The sequence below is a fragment of the Pseudomonas sp. 9.2(2024) genome (genome assembly GCF_039695385.1).
Lineage (GTDB): Bacteria > Pseudomonadota > Gammaproteobacteria > Pseudomonadales > Pseudomonadaceae > Aquipseudomonas > Aquipseudomonas paraglycinae.
Window position 1 is genome coordinate 436,890 of record NZ_CP155585.1, and the last position, 18,228, is coordinate 455,117.

The following is an 18,228-nucleotide window of genomic DNA, read 5'->3' on the forward strand; positions in this document are numbered from 1 at the left end:
ATGCTGGATAGACTGCTGGCCCTGCTTGTTCTGGCGATCGTCCTCGGCGTCCCGCTGGGGCTGATCTTCCTGGTCACCGGGCAATTCCTGATGGACTTCGTGTTCTTCTACCCGCTGTTCATGTCCGGGTTGTGGATTTCCGGTGGCCTGTATTTCTGGCTGCACTGGGAGCGGCACTGGCCGTGGAAGGACGACACCCTGCCGCCACCGCTGGAAGGCGAACCGCTGATTTCGATCCTGATCCCTTGCTACAACGAGGGCGACAACGCCGCCGACACCATCCACGCGGCGCTGGCGCAGCACTACCCGAACATCGAAGTCATCGCGATCAACGACGGCTCCAAGGACAACACCGCCGAAGTGCTGGATGCGCTGGCCAAGGAAGATCCACGGCTGCGTGTGCTGCACCTGGCGGAAAACCAGGGCAAGGCCGTGGCCCTGCGCATGGGCGCCATCGCTGCGCGCAGCGAATATCTGGTGTGCATCGACGGTGACGCGCTGCTGGCGCCGAACACCGCCGCTTACCTTGTGGCGCCGATGCTGGACAACGCACGACTGGGCGCGGTGACCGGTAACCCACGGATCCGCACGCGTTCGACTCTGGTCGGGCGGGTTCAGGTCGGCGAGTTCTCGTCGATCATCGGGCTGATCAAGCGCACTCAGCGGGTGTTCGGGCGGATCTTCACCGTGTCGGGGGTGATCGTCGCGTTCCGCCGTACGGCGCTGAACCGGGTCGGCTACTGGAGCCCGGACATGATCACCGAAGACATCGACATCAGCTGGAAGCTGCAACTGGATCACTGGAGCATCTTCTACGAGCCCCGTGCCCTGTGCTGGATCCTGATGCCGGAAACCCTGCGCGGTCTGTGGAAGCAGCGCCTGCGCTGGGCCCAGGGCGGTGCCGAAGTGCTGTTCAAGAACATCCGCGGGATCTGGCAGTACCGTCACCGTTACCTGTGGCCGCTGCTGTTCGAATACTGCCTGTCGACCGGTTGGGCGTTCACCTTCCTGTTGTCGGTGATCTTCTGGGGTGTCGGCAAGTTCGTGGTCATGCCTGAAGCGATTGCCGTCGATCACCTGATGCCGCCAGCCTTCACCGGTTTGCTGCTGGCGTTTGTCTGCCTGGTGCAGTTCGCGGTCAGCATCATCATTGACCGGCGCTACGAACCGGGCCTGGGCAAGACCATGTTCTGGGTGGTCTGGTATCCGATTGCGTTTTGGTTCGTCAGCCTGCTGACCACGCTGGTCAGTTTCCCCAAAGTCTTGTTCGGCCAACACCAGAAGCGTGCGCGCTGGGTCAGTCCCGACCGGGGTATCAAGCCGCTCGGGGACGATGAAGAGGAGGTTATCAAATGAAAATCATCCGGACCCGCCAACGGCCGTTTCTGGTGGTGGTCGATGCGTTCTTCACCGTGCTGGCCTGGATCGGCCTGCTGTATCTGCTGGCGCGCGGTTTATGGCCGCTGATCGAGACCCACGAAGGCGGGCCGCGCATCGACAATTCGGCGTTCGAAGCCCTTGGCACCTTGCAGATTTACCTGTGGGTGGCGCTGGTCAACGCGGTGATCCTGATCGGCTGGGCGCGCTATCAGCAACGCAAGAGCCGAAGCTTCGCTCAACGCCGCCTGCCGTCCCCGGTGGTCGACGATGAGGGGCTGAGCCGCAGCTTCAAACTGTGCGACGAGCGCTTTCAGAAACTGCGCGGGCCGGGCGTGATGACCATCCACAACGATCAGGACGGCGATGTCAGTCATGTGGTGCCGCATCTGTGGCCGGTTCAGCCGCAGGAACTGCCGCCACCGCTGGCGCCTCTGGAACATCCTCGGGTGATCTTTCTGCACGCCGAGGACGACGACAACCGCGAGCCGCTGAACCGGATCACCTGACGGCGCGAATCAGCCGCCAGGCTTCCTCCATCGGCAGCGGTTGTTTCATGCGTTCGGCCAGCAGCGCCATCGCTCGCTCCTCTTCGCAGGCCACCGCCGCCACCACCACGCCCTTGCTCCCGAACAGCCCGATAAATGGCGGCTGTTCGGGTTCGCCGATGAATTCGACCGCATCCCACGCCTCGGCGTGACCGAGATAGTCGTAGTTGCGGCCGAAATGCCAGGTCCAGAAATACGGCACGTCGAGGTAATGCTCATCGCCACCGAGCAGGTTCGCGGCGGCGATCCGCGCGTGCTGCTGGGCCAGGCGCCAGTGTTCGATGCGTTGTGGTTTGCCGTTCAACGGGAAGGTGGCGATATCGCCAATCGCCCACAGGCCGTCAGCCACGCGCAGGCTGGCATCGACCAACAATGATTGATCCTCCTCGCGCGGCAGGTCGCCGAAGGCTTCGGTGGCCGGATGCACGCCGATTCCCGCCAACACCAGATCCGCCGACAGGCGCAGGCCGTTGTCGAGCAACACCGCCTCGACCTTGCCGTCGCCGGTGATCTCCCTGGCTTCGTGATCAGTGATGAATTTCACGCCGTTTTCTTCGTGCAGCGCACGGATCGCCTTGCCGACGGCTTCACCGAATTGCGCCGCGAAGGGAATCGCATGGCGCGCCAGCACCGTCACCTCGAGACCGTGCTGGCGCAGGGCCGAAGCGCATTCGAGCGCAATGAAACTGTCACCGATGATCACCGCGCGCTGACCGGGTTGGGCGGCGTCCATGATGGATTGCGCCTGGGCTTTGGAGCGCAGGACAAACACCTGGGGCAGGTCGGCACCGGGCAGTTTCAGCGCGTTGGGCGCTGCGCCGGTGGCCAGCACCGCCGCGCTGTAATGCAGTGTGTGGCCATCGCTCAGGTGAAGGGTTTTGGTATCGGCATCGAGCCCGGTGACCTCGCCTGAAACCCGGTTGATGTGCTGTTCGCGGTAAAAATCGTCATCGCGCAGGGGCGGGGTTTCCGGCGGCGGCATTTCCCCGGACAGCACGAATTTGCTCAGCACCGTGCGGTCGTAGCCGGCGTCCGGCTCGCGGTCGATCAGCACGATCCGCCCGCCGAAGCCTTTTTCCCGCAGGGCGGCGGCGCAGGCCGTTCCCCCGGCACCGGCGCCGACGATGACAAAGGTGCGCGGATCGTCCTGCGGCGGAGTGTGCGGATCCGGCAGCGGCTGGTCATCGACCCATACTTCGTCGCCGCGCAGTTCCAGCGGATAGCGCTTGAGACTGTCCAGCGCCGGAGGCTCGCACAACGCGCCATCTTCGGCGCGAAAAGCTGCCTTGTGCCACGGGCAGATCAGCCGGCCGTGGCACAACGCACCTTCCGCCAGCGGCGCGCCGGCATGCGGGCATTGCCCCTGAAAGGCGCGCAACTGGCCGGCGGCGCGCAGCAGGACGATCTTGCAGTCGCCGATCTGCACCTCCAGCCCACGGTCTTCAGGCACATCGGCGAAACGGGCGACACGGTGCAGGGTCATGGTCGTGCTCCTCACAGGCATTTCTCTTACGAGTTTGGGCCGCATTGCGAGGTTCAGCCATTTCCCACTGCCACGGCACGAACGGTACGGCTATAGTTTGCAGGCCGACGAAGGCCCAACTGCACAAGGTGCTCCCGGAATGACCCGATTGACCTCTCTCAACCCTTGGCTGGCGGCCGTTGCCGTCGCCCTTTGCGTGCAGTTTCCGGCGCAGGCCCAGGAGCGTTTCACCCTCAGCATTCCCGGTGTGTCGGATAACCGCCTGTTCACCTCGGCGGCGGCCAGCGATGCGGCCGGCTGCGGCGGCAAGAACCAGTCGCCGGCCCTGAGCTGGAATGCCGGCCCGAGCGGAACCCTGAGTTACGCCATCGTCATGCACGATCCGGACGGCCAGAAAGGTTCGGGTGTCGATCACTGGGTTCACTACGGGATCAAGGCCACGACCCGGCAGATTCCGGCCGGTGTCGGCGCCAAATCGGCCCTTGAAGGCGTCGGTGGCACCAACAGCAAAGGCACCACCAGCTACATCGGCCCGTGCCCGCCGGTTGGCGACAGCGCGCACCACTACATCATCCAGATCTACGCCCTGGATCTGGCCCCGGACGCCTTGCCGGCCGGCCTGACCCGCGCCCAGCTGATGGAAAAGATCAAAGGCCACGTGCTGCGCAACAGCAGTGCGGTGCGGCGTTATCACCGCTGAAAAAAAATTCGGTGAGGTTTAACCCGAACTGAAAGGGCTGCCCGTCTCAGGGGATGAATGGATCAATTCATCCCCGAGGTCAGCCCCATGTCCCTTCCTTCCACGCTTCTGCGCCCCCTTGCTGCCAGTGTGTTGCTGGTGGTTGCCGGTTGCGGTGTTTCCTCCAGCCCGGAAACCACCGTCGCGCCGCCTCCGGCGCAGACCGAACTGAAATCCTCCGTGCAGCCCGAATTGGTCATGGCCGATAGCGCGATGGCCAAGCGCAGTGCACTGGCGGCGCCGATCGCCAGTTTTGCACCGATGCCGGCCAGTGAAAGTTATCCACAAGGCTATCGTGACGAACAACGCGAGCAGTACGCCAAGCTGGCCGACAACCCGATCCACAGCGTCGCCGAAACCCCGGTCTCGACCTTTAGCGCCGATGTCGACACTGGCGCCTACGCCAATGTGCGGCGGCTGCTTAATCAGGGGCGACTGCCGCCGGAAGGCGCGGTGCGGCTGGAAGAGATGGTCAATTACTTTCCTTACGACTACGCGCTGCCGAGCGATGGCTCGCCCTTCGGCGTGACCACCGAACTGGCCGCTTCGCCGTGGAACCCACACACACGCTTGCTGCGCATCGGCATCAAGGCCTCCGACCGCGCGGTGGCGGAACTGGCCCCGGCCAATCTGGTGTTTCTGGTGGATGTGTCCGGCTCGATGGACCGCCCCGAAGGCTTGCCGCGGGTCAAAAGCACCCTGAAGTTGCTGGTCGATCAATTGCGCGAGCAGGATCGGGTTTCGCTGGTGGTGTATGCCGGCGAATCCAGAGTGGTACTGGAGCCGACTTCCGGACGGGAAAAGGCGAAAATTCGCACAGCCATCGAGCAATTGACCGCCGGTGGCTCGACCGCTGGCGCTTCAGGCATCGAGTTGGCTTATCAGATGGCGCAGCAGGCGTTCATCCCCAAAGGGATCAACCGCATCCTGTTGGCCACCGACGGTGACTTCAACGTCGGCATCAGCGACTTCGATAGCCTGAAACAAATGGCTGTGGATAAACGCAAGACCGGGATTTCCCTGACCACCCTGGGTTTCGGTGTGGATAACTACAATGAACACCTGATGGAACAACTGGCCGATGCCGGTGACGGCAATTACGCCTACATCGACAACCTGCGCGAAGCGCGCAAGGTGCTGGTGGATCAACTCGGTTCGACCCTCGCCGTGGTAGCGAAAAACGTCAAGTTGCAGGTCGAGTTCAACCCGGCGCAGGTCAGCGAATACCGCCTGCTCGGTTACGAGAACCGCGCGTTGAAGCGTGAGGATTTCAGCAACGACAAGGTCGATGCCGGTGAAATCGGTGCAGGCCATACGGTGACGGCGTTGTATGAAATCGTCCCGACAGGCGAGAAGGGCTGGCTGGAACCGCTGCGTTACGGAAAAACCGATGCAGTGGTTTCCGAAAAGAAAGGAGAATTGGCAATGCTGCGTGTGCGATATCAAAAGCCTGAGGGTGGGAAAAGTCTGCTGATCGAGCGGCCGATTGCCAGTCAGGTTGCTCCGGCCAGTGAAGACCTGCGCTTTGCTGCCGCCGTCGCCGCGTTTTCCCAGCAACTCAAGGACGGCCGCTACACTGGCGAATTCAGCTTGAAGGACACCGAAGCCCTGGCGCGAGGTGCCCGTGGTGATGACCGCTTCGGCCTGCGCAACGAATTCGTGCAGCTGGTTGAACTGGCGCAGAGCCTGCGTACTTCTACTGCCTCCAGCGCGATGTCCACTGAGCGACGGATTGAATAGTGAGCCGCCTCAAAGGCTTCATCACACAGCTGTTTGCCTCCGCCGACAGCCTTGAGGCCAGCAGCGACGAATCGCTGCTGGCCCGTTATCGCGAGGGTGACGGCAAGGCGTTCGAGATCCTGTACGCCCGTCATCGGCAAAGTCTTTATCGGTTTCTGCTCGGTTTGAGCGGCAAACCTGAACTGGCCGACGAGGTTTTCCAGGAGACCTGGCTGAGCCTGATCCGCAGTGCCAGTCAGCCACAAGGCCGGGCGACCTTTCGTACGTGGTTGTTCCAGATTGCCCGCAATCGCCTGATCGACCACTGGCGCAAACACGGCGCCCGGCAACCGTTGCATGACAGCTACGACGAACAGACCCACGCCGTCAGCGACGACGCCTCCGATCCCGAACAACTGCTCAACCTCAGCCGCGACAGCCAGCGCTTGGAGAGCGCTCTGCAATCCTTGCCCGCCGACCAGCGCGAAGTGTTCATGCTGCGCGCCCACGGCGACCTCGATCTGGCGCAAATCGCCAGCCTCACCGAAACACCGCTGGAAACCGTCAAGAGCCGCTTGCGCTACGCCCAGCAAAAACTGCGTCGGCTGCTGGCCGAGGAGGTACTGACATGACGGACGCCCGCCCGACACCCGAAGAGCAAGTGCTCAAGCACGTGCGCGAACAGCACAACGCCGAGCCGCCGGCGCATCTCGATGCGCTGATCCTCAACGCCGCCCACCGTGAAACCCCGGCACCACGGCAAAACCTGTGGCAACGCTGGCTCAAGGCCTGCCAGCAACCGCGCTATCAGGTGGTTTTTGCCAGTCTGGTCGGCATCGCGCTGATGCTGTCGCTGGTGCAACGCGCGCCGGAACCCGTGGCTCAATACGATTTCGCCCCCGCCGCGAAACCGGCTGCGCCAGTGGCCCGCCAGGAGGCCCGATCATTGTCGGCGCCCGCCGGCGCGCTTTCTGCGCCTGCACCCGCAATGGCTCCCGCGCCAATGGCGGAAATGGCCGCACCGATGCAGAGCGAATCGATCAGCGCCGACACGGCGGACGAAGCCAAGGTCAGCAAGCGCGCCGCCGCCCCGGTCAACGGTCTTGACGCGCAACTGCGTGAAGTCCTGCGCCTGCGCGAGTCCGGCCAGTCGCAAGCGGCCGACAGCCTGTTCAACAACCTGCACAAGCGCTACCCGAACGTGAATCTCGACCTGCGACTGGAAAAAATCCGCAAGAACTGACCGTATCAGCCATCCGCCATTTGGCATTGACCCGCAAAAACGCGCACTATCGGGTCATTGCCGATGCGCTGGAGGATGCCGTGGCCCAAAAAATCGACCGCATCGCCCAAATGCTCAACTGCCCGGTGAAGGGTGAGGAACTGCGGCGGGCAGTGACGGAGAGTCGCAAGGAGTTTCTTCTGGCCAAGCAGGCCGAAGAGGATCTGGAGGAAGACGTTCTCGATGATGACTTGATCGAGGACGAAGAAGACGATGATGAATACGACGAGTTTGACTGGACGACGGAGTGAGTCGCCAGCCAGCAGGCACAAAAAAGCCCCGGACCTTGCAGTCCGGGGCTTTTTCGTTTTGTTCATGGCGCACCAGGCGGGATTCGAACCCACGACCCCTGCCTTCGGAGGGCAGTACTCTATCCAGCTGAGCTACTGGTGCAGCGGGCGACATCATACCTAGGTCGGCTCGGGGCGTCCATGCCGGGTTTTGGTGCGTATTGTCAGTGCGCATGTCGGTTGAAAAGCACTGCATTCCATAAAGCTGTAACGTCCTGCAAAAGGCTCGCTTGGCGCTTTTGAGAGGCTGTTCTATGGTTTCCCTGCGACCCGAGCTGTTGGTACGTTGATCTGAAATGTTCAGCAATTGCGGCGTTTTTGTTCTTTTTTTCGAACGCCCTATTGTCCTTCAACCCCTTTGAACCTAGGATTCGTTTGAGATTTCAAACGCTCCTTATCCAGGTGCTGAGCCGCACGCGTTTTGAGTCGTGCGCTATTGATGTGCCAGCCCGGTGAATGATTTCCCTGACGGCAGCCTTGCGAGGCGCCTTTCTACAATCATAATTTTGCTCCGCGCCTTGCGCGGTGCTGTTAAGGAAAGCCGACATGCAGCTTAAAGACACCCAGTTGTTCCGCCAGCAAGCCTTCATCGATGGCGCATGGGTCGACGCGGACAGCGGTCAGACGATCAAGGTCAACAACCCGGCCACCGGCGAGATTCTGGGCACCGTGCCGAAGATGGGCGCTGCCGAAACCCGCCGCGCCATCGAAGCCGCCGACAAGGCGTTGCCGGCCTGGCGTGCACTGACCGCCAAGGAGCGTGCAGGCAAGCTGCGTCGCTGGTTCGAACTGATGATCGAGCACCAGGACGACCTCGCTCGCCTGATGACCCTCGAGCAGGGCAAACCACTGGCCGAAGCCAAGGGCGAAATCGTTTACGCCGCTTCGTTCATCGAGTGGTTCGCCGAAGAAGCCAAGCGCATCTACGGTGACGTGATTCCGGGCCACCAGCCGGACAAGCGCCTGATCGTGATCAAACAACCGATCGGCGTTACCGCTGCCATCACCCCGTGGAACTTCCCGGCGGCGATGATCACCCGTAAAGCGGGCCCGGCCCTGGCTGCCGGTTGCACCATGGTGCTCAAGCCTGCTTCGCAAACCCCGTTCTCCGCATTCGCTCTGGCCGAACTGGCCCAGCGCGCCGGCATTCCTAGAGGTGTGTTCAGCGTGGTCTCCGGCAGCGCCGGCGACATCGGCAGCGAGCTGACCAGCAATCCGATCGTGCGCAAACTGTCCTTCACCGGCTCGACCGAAATCGGTCGTCAGTTGATGTCGGAATGCGCCAAGGACATCAAGAAAGTTTCCCTGGAACTGGGCGGCAACGCGCCATTCATCGTGTTCGACGACGCGGACCTGGATAAGGCCGTCGAAGGCGCGATCATTTCCAAGTACCGCAACAACGGCCAGACCTGCGTCTGCGCCAACCGTCTGTACATTCAAGATTCGGTCTACGATGCGTTCGCCGAGAAGCTGAAAGTGGCAGTCGCCAAGCTGAAAATCGGCAACGGTCTGGAAGAGGGCACCACCACTGGCCCGCTGATCGACGAGAAAGCCGTGGCCAAGGTGCAAGAGCACATCGCTGACGCGGTGAGCAAAGGCGCAACCGTTCTGGCCGGCGGCAAGCCGATGGAAGGCAACTTCTTCGAGCCGACCATCCTGACCAACGTGCCGAAAGACGCTGCCGTGGCCAAGGAAGAAACCTTCGGTCCGCTGGCGCCGCTCTTCCGCTTCAAAGACGAAGCCGACGTGATCGCGATGTCGAACGACACCGAGTTCGGTCTGGCTTCGTACTTCTACGCTCGCGACCTGGGCCGTGTGTTCCGTGTGGCTGAAGCCCTGGAATACGGCATGGTCGGCGTCAACACCGGGCTGATCTCCAACGAAGTCGCGCCGTTCGGCGGCATCAAGGCCTCGGGCCTGGGCCGTGAAGGCTCCAAGTACGGCATCGAAGATTACCTGGAAATCAAATACCTCTGCCTAGGCATCTAAGCCTCGGTAGAAGATCGCTGTAAACGCAAAGGGCACGAGAGCGCTGTCCCTTTGCGTCGTTTCAAACCGGAATTTTCTCTGCGGCCGGGAACGCCGTGGCAGTCGATCATCGCATGCTGCCACCGCCGATTCCTCCCGCTTTATCCTTGAACCACGCCGCCCGATGAGCGGCGAATGAGGACTGTAATGAGCAAGACTAACGCTGAACTGATGGCCCGTCGTACCGCAGCTGTTCCACGTGGTGTTGGCCAGATTCACCCGATCTTCGCCGAGTCCGCGAAAAACGCGACCGTGACCGACGTTGAAGGTCGTGAATTCATCGACTTCGCTGGCGGTATCGCTGTACTGAACACCGGCCACGTGCACCCGAAAATCATCGCCGCCGTGACCGAGCAGCTGAACAAGCTGACTCACACCTGCTTCCAGGTTCTGGCTTATGAGCCGTACGTTGAGCTGTGCGAGAAAATCAACGCTCGCGTACCGGGCGACTTCGCCAAGAAAACCCTGCTGGTGACCACCGGTTCCGAAGCCGTTGAAAACGCCGTGAAGATCGCTCGTGCCGCCACTGGCCGCGCTGGCGTGATCGCCTTCACCGGCGCTTACCACGGTCGCACCATGATGACCCTGGGCCTGACCGGTAAAGTCGTGCCTTACTCGGCCGGCATGGGCCTGATGCCAGGCGGCATCTTCCGCGCGCTGTACCCGAACGAACTGCACGGCGTGAGCATCGACGACTCGATCGCTTCCATCGAACGCATCTTCAAGAACGACGCCGAGCCGAAAGACATCGCCGCGATCATCATCGAGCCTGTACAGGGTGAAGGTGGTTTCTACGTCGCACCGAAAGAATTCATGAAGCGTCTGCGTGCCCTGTGCGACCAGCACGGCATCCTGCTGATCGCTGACGAAGTGCAGACCGGCGCTGGCCGTACCGGCACTTTCTTCGCCATGGAACAGATGGGTGTTGCTGCCGACCTGACCACCTTCGCCAAATCCATCGCTGGCGGCTTCCCGCTGGCCGGTGTGTGCGGCAAGGCCGAGTACATGGACGCCATCGCTCCAGGCGGCCTGGGCGGCACCTACGCCGGTAGCCCGATCGCTTGCGCCGCGGCCCTGGCCGTGATGGAAGTGTTCGAAGAAGAAAAACTGCTGGACCGCTGCAAGGCTGTCGGCGAGCGTCTGGTCACCGGCCTGAAAGCCATCCAGGCCAAGTACCCGGTGATCGGCGAAGTCCGTGCCCTGGGCGCGATGATTGCCGTCGAGCTGTTCGAAAACGGCGACAGCCACAAGCCAAACCCGACCGCCGTCGCGGCTGTCGTGGCCAAGGCGCGTGACAAGGGCCTGATCCTGCTGTCCTGCGGCACCTACGGCAACGTGCTGCGCGTCCTGGTACCGCTGACCTCGCCGGACGAGCAACTGGACAAAGGTCTGGCGATCATCGAAGAGTGCTTCTCGGAGCTGTAATCCGTAGCTCCGTGTGATCGGATCGACAAAAAACCCGCTTCGGCGGGTTTTTTCATGCCTGGAGAAACACGGGCGCGGTTTTCAGGTTGTACCGAATCGCCAGCATTGGCTAAGGTTCAAGCATTGCAAGGGAGGGCGAGCATGACGGCCGTCGATTTACCCGCTGTACCAAGAGTCCTGATTGCCGAGGCCGACCCGTGGTCTCGTGACCTGCTCAAACAAGTGTTGCTGAATGTGCGCTGCGATGCGCGGCTGGACCTGTGCGCCGATGGCCAGGAGGCAATGACGCTGCTCAGCGAAGTCCCCTATGACCTGGCGATCGTCGACTGGGAGTTGCCCGGCGTCGATGGCTTGAGCGTGTTGCGCAGTGTCCGCCAGCGCAAACGCAATCCGCCGCTGCCGTTCATTCTGATGAGCAGTCGCAACGACAGCGCCAGCGTGCGCGAAGCCCTGCCGCTGGCGCCGACCGCCTACCTGGCCAAACCCCTGAACATGGAAAGCCTGACCGAGCGTTTGCAGGGATTGCTGCTGAATGCCGGCGAAGAAGTGTTCTGTGAAGTACCGGCGCTGGCGCCGGGCATGACCCTCTCGGTTTTCCTCGAACGTCGCCGCGAGCAGGCCGACGGCGCACCGCTGATGACTGACGTGCAGGTGGCGGTCAAACGCAGCCTCAACCCCAACGGCCTGGACCTGAAGCTGCTGGAAGAGGAAATCCGCACCGATCCGCAGATCACCGCCGTGTTGATTGCAGCGTCGAACAGCGCCGCTCAGCATCATGGCGCGCCGGTGCAGACCCTGGCGCAGGCGCTGCATCGCCTGGGCACCGGGCAAAGCATGAATCTGATTCTTGGCCTTGCACTCAAACGCAGCGCCCGACTCAGCGACCCGTGCCTGGCGGATTACGCCGAGCGCTATTGGGGCTTGTCGCTGCACACCGCCGAGTACGCCCGCACCTTGGCGCGTCTGCTCGATCTGGATCAGGAACGCTGCTACTGCGCCGGGATGCTCCATCGCCTCGGCGATCTGGCGTTGCTGCGTTGTCTTCAAGAGTGGAAGCAGGCCGGCGGCGAGCTGGATGAACTGGAAGAAGTCGGCGATGCGCTGGCCGAATTCGGTGCGGCGTACGGTTCGGCGTTGCGCACTCGCTGGCGCCTGCCGCTGGAACTGCGCGAGCTGATTGCCTCGGTCTACCAGCTCGGTGGCGGGGTGTATTCCCGCGAGGCACTGGTGATGAACATGGCGGCGCAGATGGCGCGGCTGACCGAGCATGAGGGCGTTGAGGAGCTGGCGAAGAGCCGCACGGCGCGCTTGCTCAAAATCGGCTTGCCGGAGCTGATGCGGATGCGCAAATAGCGGCTTGATTGCGCATCCGCTCTTGAATCAGGCGGAAATGATCCGGTTCTTGCCCTGCCGTTTGGCCTCGTACATCGCCGCGTCTGCGCGGGCGAACAGGGTGTCGAGGCTTTCATCTTCCGGGGTAAGGCTGGTCAGGCCCTGGCTGACGGTGATGCCGAACGTCTGATCACCGTGGTTGAAGTTCAAGCGCTGAATTTCCCGTTGCAGCCGTTCGGCCACCTGCATCGCCATGTCCGGCGCACAGCCCGGGAAAACCGCAGCAAACTCTTCACCGCCAATCCGCCCGAACAGGTCGCCCCGGCGTAACGAGGCACGACCGCATTCGGCGATTCGTTGCAGCACGTTGTCGCCTTCCGGGTGGCCGTAGGTGTCGTTGATCACTTTGAAGTCATCGATGTCCAGCAGCAGGAACGCCATTTGCGCACCTTGCAGGCGGGCTTGTTCAAATTCCCGGTGGGCGCATTCGAAGAAGTGCCGGCGATTGCTGCTCTGGGTCAGCACGTCGGTGGTGGCCAGTCGCTGGAGCTCGGTTTCCATCTGCTTCTTGTCGGTGATGTCTTCGGCGATGCCGACGATGATCACCGGTTGCCCTGGTTCCTCCTGACGGTTTATGAAGCACTTGTCGCTGATCCAGCGCACCTGGCCGTCGGCGGCGATGATCCGGTATTCGCGGTCTTCCACGGCGCCTTTGTGCAGCACTTCGGCGAGGCTGCGTTCGGCGTATTCCAGATCGTCCGGGTAGATGCTGTCGCGCCACTGGTTGTAGTCGGCCAGCAACAGGCCCGCGGAACGACCGAAGATCCGCTCGTAAGCGGGGCTGACGTACAACACCTGACGGGTTTCCCAGTTGAAGGCCCACAGCACGGCGTTGACGCTGACCAGCAGCGAACTGAACAGCTGCTCGCGTTCGCTGAGCCGGGCGACTTCGCCCTGGGCGTGCATCAATGCCATCAGGGTTTGCGCGGCCTCGGGCCACTGGGGAGGGGATGAGTCTTTTTGATTGTTGTTGACCATCGACACGAATCTCAAAGGGCGTGCCGGGAAGTCGACAACGGCCACGGGAAAGCCCGCCGGGGGTGGCGAAGTGTCTTTGAGATAGGGGAACGGGGGTGAAGTTCCGAAGGGTGCGCCCTGGAACGGGGCGCACCGATCAACGGCATCAGGCGGCGACAGGGCGCAGCGAGTAGGTTTTCAACTGGTCGGCGAATTCACGCAAGGACTGGATGCCACTGGCCTCGGCCTCGTGTACCCATTCCTTGATGGCGGCGAGCATGTCGTGGCCATTTGCGCTGGTCTTGACCCAGATCTGCTGCAGGGCCAGACGTTTCTCGTAGATTACCTTCAGCGCCTGGCTGTGCTCGAGCATGTTCTGGATGCGCGCGTGGTGGCGATCTTCCAGCAGGCTGGTTTCACGGGAAAGCAGACGCTTGGCCCGGTGGAACTGGTGGCGTACCGAATGATCGACCTTGGCCAGTTCCTGTTTGACCAGCGGGCCAATCACCAGCTTGCGGTACTGGGCCATGATCTGGAAGCGGTTGTTGAGGATCGCCATGGCGGTGTCCATGTCCAGGCTGCCCTTGCCTTCGACGCGGTGGGCGATCGGGGCGACCCGTTGCACCTTGGCCAGACGCAGGAAGCTGAAGACCTGGATCCACGCCCAGCCGAGGTCGAACTCCCACTTCTTGACCGACAGCTTGGCCGAGTTGGGGTAGGTGTGATGGTTGTTGTGCAGTTCTTCGCCGCCGATCAGGATGCCCCATGGCACCAGATTGGTCGCCGCGTCGCGGCATTCGAAGTTGCGGTAGCCGACGGCATGGCCGAGACCGTTGACCACACCGGCCGCCCAGACCGGAATCCACATCATCTGGATTGCCCAGATGGTGATGCCGATGGTGCCGAACAGCAGCAGGTCGACGACGGCCATGATCGCCACGCCCAGCAGCCGGTAACGGCTGTAGAGGTTGCGTTCGATCCAGTCTTCGGGGCAGTTCTTGCCGTAGATGCGCAGGGTTTCCGGGTTCTGCGCTTCTTCGCGGTACAGCTCGGCACCTTTGCGCAGGACCGTGGACAGACCCTTGACGACCGGACTGTGCGGGTCATCTTCGGTTTCGCATTTGGCGTGGTGTTTGCGGTGGATGGCGGTCCACTCGCGGGTGTTCTGCGCCGTGGTCAGCCACAGCCAGAAACGGAAGAAATGCTTCAGCCCGGCATTCAGCTCCAGGGAGCGATGGGCCGAGTAGCGGTGCAAGTAGACCGTGACGGCAACGATCGTCACGTGGGTCATCACCAGGGTGACGGCGACCAGCGACCAGGCCGACAAGCCAAGAAAACCTTCGTACCACATAGGCTATAGGGCCCTCGATAAAGAAAAAACAGCCGTTGCATTATCACCAAGCACACAGATAAAACCAGTCGCCCTTTCAGATAAGAGATGGCTGGATGTTTCTTGACCTATAATCCCGACATTTTTGTAGGGACATGGACGGCCGAATGTCTGCCACTTACCGCGATGCCTTGCGTGCAGCGCTGCTTTACCTGGTCCTTGCCGTGGTCTGGCTGCAAGGTACTGGTTATTTATTGAACAGTTTCTTCGATAGCTCTGACGAGTTGCTGCGCTGGCAACTGATCAACGGCTACCTGTTCGTGGCGCTCAGCGCCGGGTTGATCTTCCTGGCCCGGGCGCGGCTGTTCGAATGCCTGGGCATCGGCGCCCGATTGCGTGAACGCCAGGCGGATCGCGAACGCCTGCGTCAGGCCGCTGCGGTATTCGATTGCACCCGCGAAGGCGTGCTGGTCACGGACCGGCAGGGGCTGATCGTGCACGTCAATCGCGCCTTCATGGAAATCACCGGTTATCAGCGCGAGGAAGTCATTGGCCAGCAGCCCAGCCTGTTCAAGTCCGGGCACCATCCGCCGGGGTTCTATCAGGCGATGTTCGCCACCTTGCAGGCGAAGGACGAGTGGAGCGGCGAGATCTGGAACCGGCGTAAAAGCGGCGAGATCTACCCGCAGTGGCAGACGATCCGGGTGATCCGCGACGAAGACGGTCGGCTCAGCCACTACGTCGCGGTGTTTTCCGACATCAGCGCGATCAAGGATTCCGAGCACGAACTCAAGCATCTGGCCCACCACGATCCGCTGACCGACCTGCCCAACCGCCTGCTGTTCAGCGACCGCGCCGAACAGGCGCTGGCGTCGGCGCAGACCCACAAGCGCGGTTGCGCGCTGCTGATGATCGATCTGGACCACTTCAAACTGATCAACGACAGCCTTGGCCACACCATCGGTGACCGTTTGCTCAAGGCGGTCGCCGCGCGTTTGCAGGCGTTGTTCGGGCCGGGCATCACCTTGGCGCGGCTGGGCGGCGACGAGTTCGCGGTCCTGCTGGAAAGTTGTCCACAGCCGGCGCAGGCGGCGGCGCTGGCTCAGCGCATTCTCGATGCGCTCAAGGAGCCGTTCTGCCTCGACGGACATGAGCTGTTCATCAACGCCAGTCTCGGCATCAGCCTGTTTCCCAGCGATGCACTGAGTGCCGAACAGCTGTTGCGCAACGCCGACGCGGCGCTGTTCAAGGCCAAGAGCAGTGGCCGCAACGGTTACGCGCTGTACACCGAAGAACTCACGGCCCACGCCCAGCAGCGGGTCGAAATCGCCTTCGAATTACGCCGCGCGCTGGAACAGCAGGAGCTGCGGGTCTACTACCAACCGGTACACGACCTGAAAACCAGTCGCCTGATCGGCGTCGAAGCGCTGGTGCGCTGGGAACATCCGCAACGTGGCCTGGTGTCGCCGGCGGAGTTCATCCCGATTGCCGAACGCACCGGGCTGATCTCGGAAATCGACGCCTGGGTCATGCAGCAGGCCTGCCGGCAGATGTGCCAATGGCAGCAGGCCGGAGTAGTGCTGTCGTTCGTTGCAGTGAACGTGTCGTCACGATTGTTCGCCCGTCGCGAGTTGTACGAGCAGGTTGCGCAGGTGCTGCACGAGACCGGTCTGGACCCGGCCTATCTGGAATTGGAAGTCACCGAAAGCGCGGTCATGGACGATCCGGAGGTCGCGCTGGAGCAGATGCATCGTCTGCGCGAGCTGGGCATTCGTCTGGCCATCGACGACTTCGGCACCGGTTATTCGTCGTTGCTGCGGCTCAAGCGCCTGCCGGTGCAAAAGCTCAAGATCGATCAGGGATTCGTCGCCGGCCTGCCGTGGGACGAGGACGACGCGGCGATCGTCCGGGTGATCATCGCCCTGGCCCGCAGCATGGGCATGCAGGTGCACGCCGAGGGCATCGAGCAGGCGGAACAGGCGGCGTTCCTGCTGGGCCAGGCCTGTGATCTGGGGCAGGGCTACTGGTTCGGGCGGCCGGTTCCGGAAGCGCAAATCGACTGGAATCGGGCGCCCTTGATCGGTTAAGGGCGGCCTGCGGCGGGTTTGTCGGCGGGCAAATCCGCCGCAAACCCTTGCTGCATCACATAATGTTTTCCAGTTATATAAACATTCTTAAATAGTCTTTTTAAGAATATCCAAAGCTCTCTTATATTGCTCCCACGCCGAACGCAGTGCCGCCCACTGCCAGGCATATCCCATACAAAGGAGCAGCACCATGAGCGCATCCCTGCGTAGCGTTGACGGTCAGGACGAAAGCACCATTTTGCGCGAAATCCAGAGCGCCTTGCGCGACCTGCGTTTCGGCGCGGTGGAAATCACTGTGCATAACGCCCAGGTGGTCCAGATCGAACGCAAAGAGAAATTCCGTCTGCAGCAACCGGGTAACAAACCGGCCTGATTCGTAGTCTGCGGCAGCTCCTGCGGGGAGCTGTTGGCAGAAGCTGCCACAGGCTGCGGTCGTTGAATGAGCAACCCGATTCCAGCAATCCATAAGAAAAAGCCACCACCAAGAATTCCAGGAGCTTTCACCATGTCGTCGATTCGCCGTTACGCTTTGGCCGCCCTGGCCAGTGCTGTGTTTGCCGGTTCCGCGGTTGCCAAGGATTACGAACTGCTCAACGTGTCGTATGACCCGACGCGCGAGCTGTATCAGGATTACAACGCCGAGTTCGTGAAGTACTGGCAGTCGGAGCACGCCGGCGACACCGTGAAGATCCAGCAATCCCACGGCGGTTCGGGCAAGCAGGGCCGTGCGGTGATCGATGGTCTGCGCGCCGATGTCGTGACCCTGGCCCTGGCCGGCGACATCGACGAAATCGCCAAGCTCGGCAAGACCCTGCCGGCTGACTGGCAGAAGCGTCTGCCGGAAGCCAGCACCCCGTACACCTCGACCATCGTATTCCTGGTGCGCAAGGGCAACCCGAAAGGCATCAAGGACTGGGGCGATCTGATCAAGAACGACGTCTCGGTGATTACCCCGAACCCGAAAACCTCCGGCGGTGCGCGCTGGAACTTCCTCGCGGCGTGGGCCTACGGCCTGAAAGCCAACGGCGGCAACGAAGCCAAAGCCAAGGAATACGTACAGACCCTGTTCAAGCACGTTCCGGTTCTGGACACCGGTGCCCGTGGCTCGACCATCACCTTCGTCAACAACGGTCAGGGTGACGTGTTGCTGGCCTGGGAAAACGAAGCCTTCCTGGCGCTGAAAGAAGACGGCGGCAAGGACAAGTTCGACATCGTCGTGCCTTCGCTGTCGATCCTCGCCGAACCACCGGTGGCGGTGGTCGACAAGAACGCCGAGAAGAAGGGCAACGAGCAGATCGCCGAAGCCTACCTCAAGCACCTGTACAGCCCGGCCGGCCAGGAAATCGCGGCGAAGAACTTCTACCGTCCGCGTGACAAGGACGTGGCCGCCAAGTACGCCCAGCAGTTCCCGAAACTGGAGCTGGTGACCATCGACAAGGACTTCGGCGGCTGGAAAACCGCACAGCCGAAATTCTTCAACGACGGAGGCGTGTTCGACCAGATCTATCAGGCGCAGTAAGTTTCAATAGCCTAAAACGAGCCCCGGATTTATGTTCGGGGCTTTGCGCGTT

Annotated in this window: 16 protein-coding genes and 1 tRNA gene; 13 read left to right on the top strand and 4 right to left on the bottom strand. The window is 61.8% G+C overall.

Annotation, left to right across the window (positions count from 1 at the left end; genetic code table 11):
- Both pgaC and pgaD read left to right on the top strand, forming a co-directional pair.
- Complete coding sequence (pgaC, locus tag ABFB52_RS01920; RefSeq protein WP_085746287.1) at positions 1-1,356, top strand: poly-beta-1,6-N-acetyl-D-glucosamine synthase; 1,356 nt, start codon at positions 1-3, stop codon at positions 1,354-1,356.
- Entirely contained in the window at positions 1,353-1,886 is a 534-nt protein-coding gene (pgaD, locus tag ABFB52_RS01925; RefSeq protein ID WP_074689361.1) for a poly-beta-1,6-N-acetyl-D-glucosamine biosynthesis protein PgaD, read from the top strand. The genes pgaC and pgaD overlap by 4 nt, the downstream gene beginning before the upstream one ends.
- Here the strand turns inward: pgaD and ABFB52_RS01930 are convergent.
- Complete coding sequence (locus tag ABFB52_RS01930; RefSeq protein ID WP_129973831.1) at positions 1,879-3,408, bottom strand: apoptosis inducing factor family protein; 1,530 nt, start codon at positions 3,406-3,408, stop codon at positions 1,879-1,881. The genes pgaD and ABFB52_RS01930 overlap by 8 nt on opposite strands.
- Positions 3,409-3,547: 139 nt before the next feature.
- Between ABFB52_RS01930 and ABFB52_RS01935 the strand changes: the two genes are divergently transcribed.
- The 5 genes from ABFB52_RS01935 to ABFB52_RS01955 all read left to right on the top strand — a co-directional run bounded on the left by ABFB52_RS01935 (position 3,548) and on the right by ABFB52_RS01955 (position 7,399).
- Positions 3,548-4,108 carry a YbhB/YbcL family Raf kinase inhibitor-like protein gene (locus tag ABFB52_RS01935; RefSeq protein ID WP_129973830.1) on the top strand — a complete coding sequence of 187 codons (561 nt, stop codon included), beginning with the start codon at positions 3,548-3,550 and terminating at the stop codon, positions 4,106-4,108.
- Between the two features lie 87 nt (positions 4,109-4,195).
- Positions 4,196-5,887 carry a VWA domain-containing protein gene (locus tag ABFB52_RS01940; protein ID WP_102717904.1) on the top strand — a complete coding sequence of 564 codons (1,692 nt, stop codon included), beginning with the start codon at positions 4,196-4,198 and terminating at the stop codon, positions 5,885-5,887.
- Positions 5,888-5,916: 29 nt separating this feature from the next.
- Complete coding sequence (locus ABFB52_RS01945) at positions 5,917-6,498, top strand: RNA polymerase sigma factor (RefSeq protein ID WP_240866618.1); 582 nt, start codon at positions 5,917-5,919, stop codon at positions 6,496-6,498.
- Positions 6,495-7,109, top strand: a complete 615-nt coding sequence (locus ABFB52_RS01950) for a hypothetical protein (protein WP_085746292.1) — start codon at positions 6,495-6,497, stop codon at positions 7,107-7,109. Before ABFB52_RS01945 ends, ABFB52_RS01950 begins: the two co-directional genes overlap by 4 nt.
- 20 nt (positions 7,110-7,129) lie before the next feature.
- On the top strand, positions 7,130-7,399 hold the full coding sequence (locus ABFB52_RS01955) for a hypothetical protein (RefSeq protein WP_011331897.1): 270 nt from the start codon (positions 7,130-7,132) through the stop codon (positions 7,397-7,399).
- Positions 7,400-7,464: 65 nt separating this feature from the next.
- Here the strand turns inward: ABFB52_RS01955 and ABFB52_RS01960 are convergent.
- A tRNA-Arg gene (locus tag ABFB52_RS01960) sits at positions 7,465-7,541 on the bottom strand.
- A 443-nt stretch (positions 7,542-7,984) separates the two neighbouring features.
- Between ABFB52_RS01960 and gabD the strand changes: the two genes are divergently transcribed.
- From gabD to ABFB52_RS01975, 3 genes are all read left to right on the top strand, one after another.
- Positions 7,985-9,427 carry an NADP-dependent succinate-semialdehyde dehydrogenase gene (gabD, locus tag ABFB52_RS01965; RefSeq protein ID WP_129973829.1) on the top strand — a complete coding sequence of 481 codons (1,443 nt, stop codon included), beginning with the start codon at positions 7,985-7,987 and terminating at the stop codon, positions 9,425-9,427.
- Positions 9,428-9,613: 186 nt separating this feature from the next.
- A complete protein-coding gene (gene gabT, locus ABFB52_RS01970) occupies positions 9,614-10,891 on the top strand; it encodes a 4-aminobutyrate--2-oxoglutarate transaminase (RefSeq protein WP_007957613.1) in 1,278 nt (425 codons plus the stop codon).
- A 141-nt stretch (positions 10,892-11,032) separates the two neighbouring features.
- The gene (locus tag ABFB52_RS01975; protein ID WP_102687459.1) at positions 11,033-12,244 is read left to right on the top strand and encodes a response regulator; all 1,212 of its coding nucleotides are present in this window, start codon (positions 11,033-11,035) and stop codon (positions 12,242-12,244) included.
- 27 nt (positions 12,245-12,271) lie between these two features.
- On the opposite strand, the gene ABFB52_RS01980 is transcribed toward ABFB52_RS01975, so the two are convergent.
- Positions 12,272-13,261, bottom strand: a complete 990-nt coding sequence (locus tag ABFB52_RS01980; protein WP_102717906.1) for a sensor domain-containing diguanylate cyclase — start codon at positions 13,259-13,261, stop codon at positions 12,272-12,274.
- A 145-nt stretch (positions 13,262-13,406) separates the two neighbouring features.
- Complete coding sequence (desA, locus tag ABFB52_RS01985) at positions 13,407-14,591, bottom strand: delta-9 fatty acid desaturase DesA (RefSeq protein WP_039772978.1); 1,185 nt, start codon at positions 14,589-14,591, stop codon at positions 13,407-13,409.
- Between the two features lie 146 nt (positions 14,592-14,737).
- Here desA and dibA point away from each other — a divergent pair, with 146 nt between their 5' ends.
- The 3 genes from dibA to ABFB52_RS02000 all read left to right on the top strand — a co-directional run bounded on the left by dibA (position 14,738) and on the right by ABFB52_RS02000 (position 18,176).
- Entirely contained in the window at positions 14,738-16,657 is a 1,920-nt protein-coding gene (dibA, locus tag ABFB52_RS01990; RefSeq protein ID WP_085746295.1) for a phosphodiesterase DibA, read from the top strand.
- A gap of 190 nt (positions 16,658-16,847) precedes the next feature.
- Positions 16,848-17,030, top strand: a complete 183-nt coding sequence (oscA, locus tag ABFB52_RS01995) for a sulfur starvation response protein OscA (protein WP_007952821.1) — start codon at positions 16,848-16,850, stop codon at positions 17,028-17,030.
- 132 nt (positions 17,031-17,162) lie between these two features.
- On the top strand, positions 17,163-18,176 hold the full coding sequence (locus ABFB52_RS02000; protein ID WP_085746296.1) for a sulfate ABC transporter substrate-binding protein: 1,014 nt from the start codon (positions 17,163-17,165) through the stop codon (positions 18,174-18,176).
- Positions 18,177-18,228 lie beyond the last annotated feature (52 nt).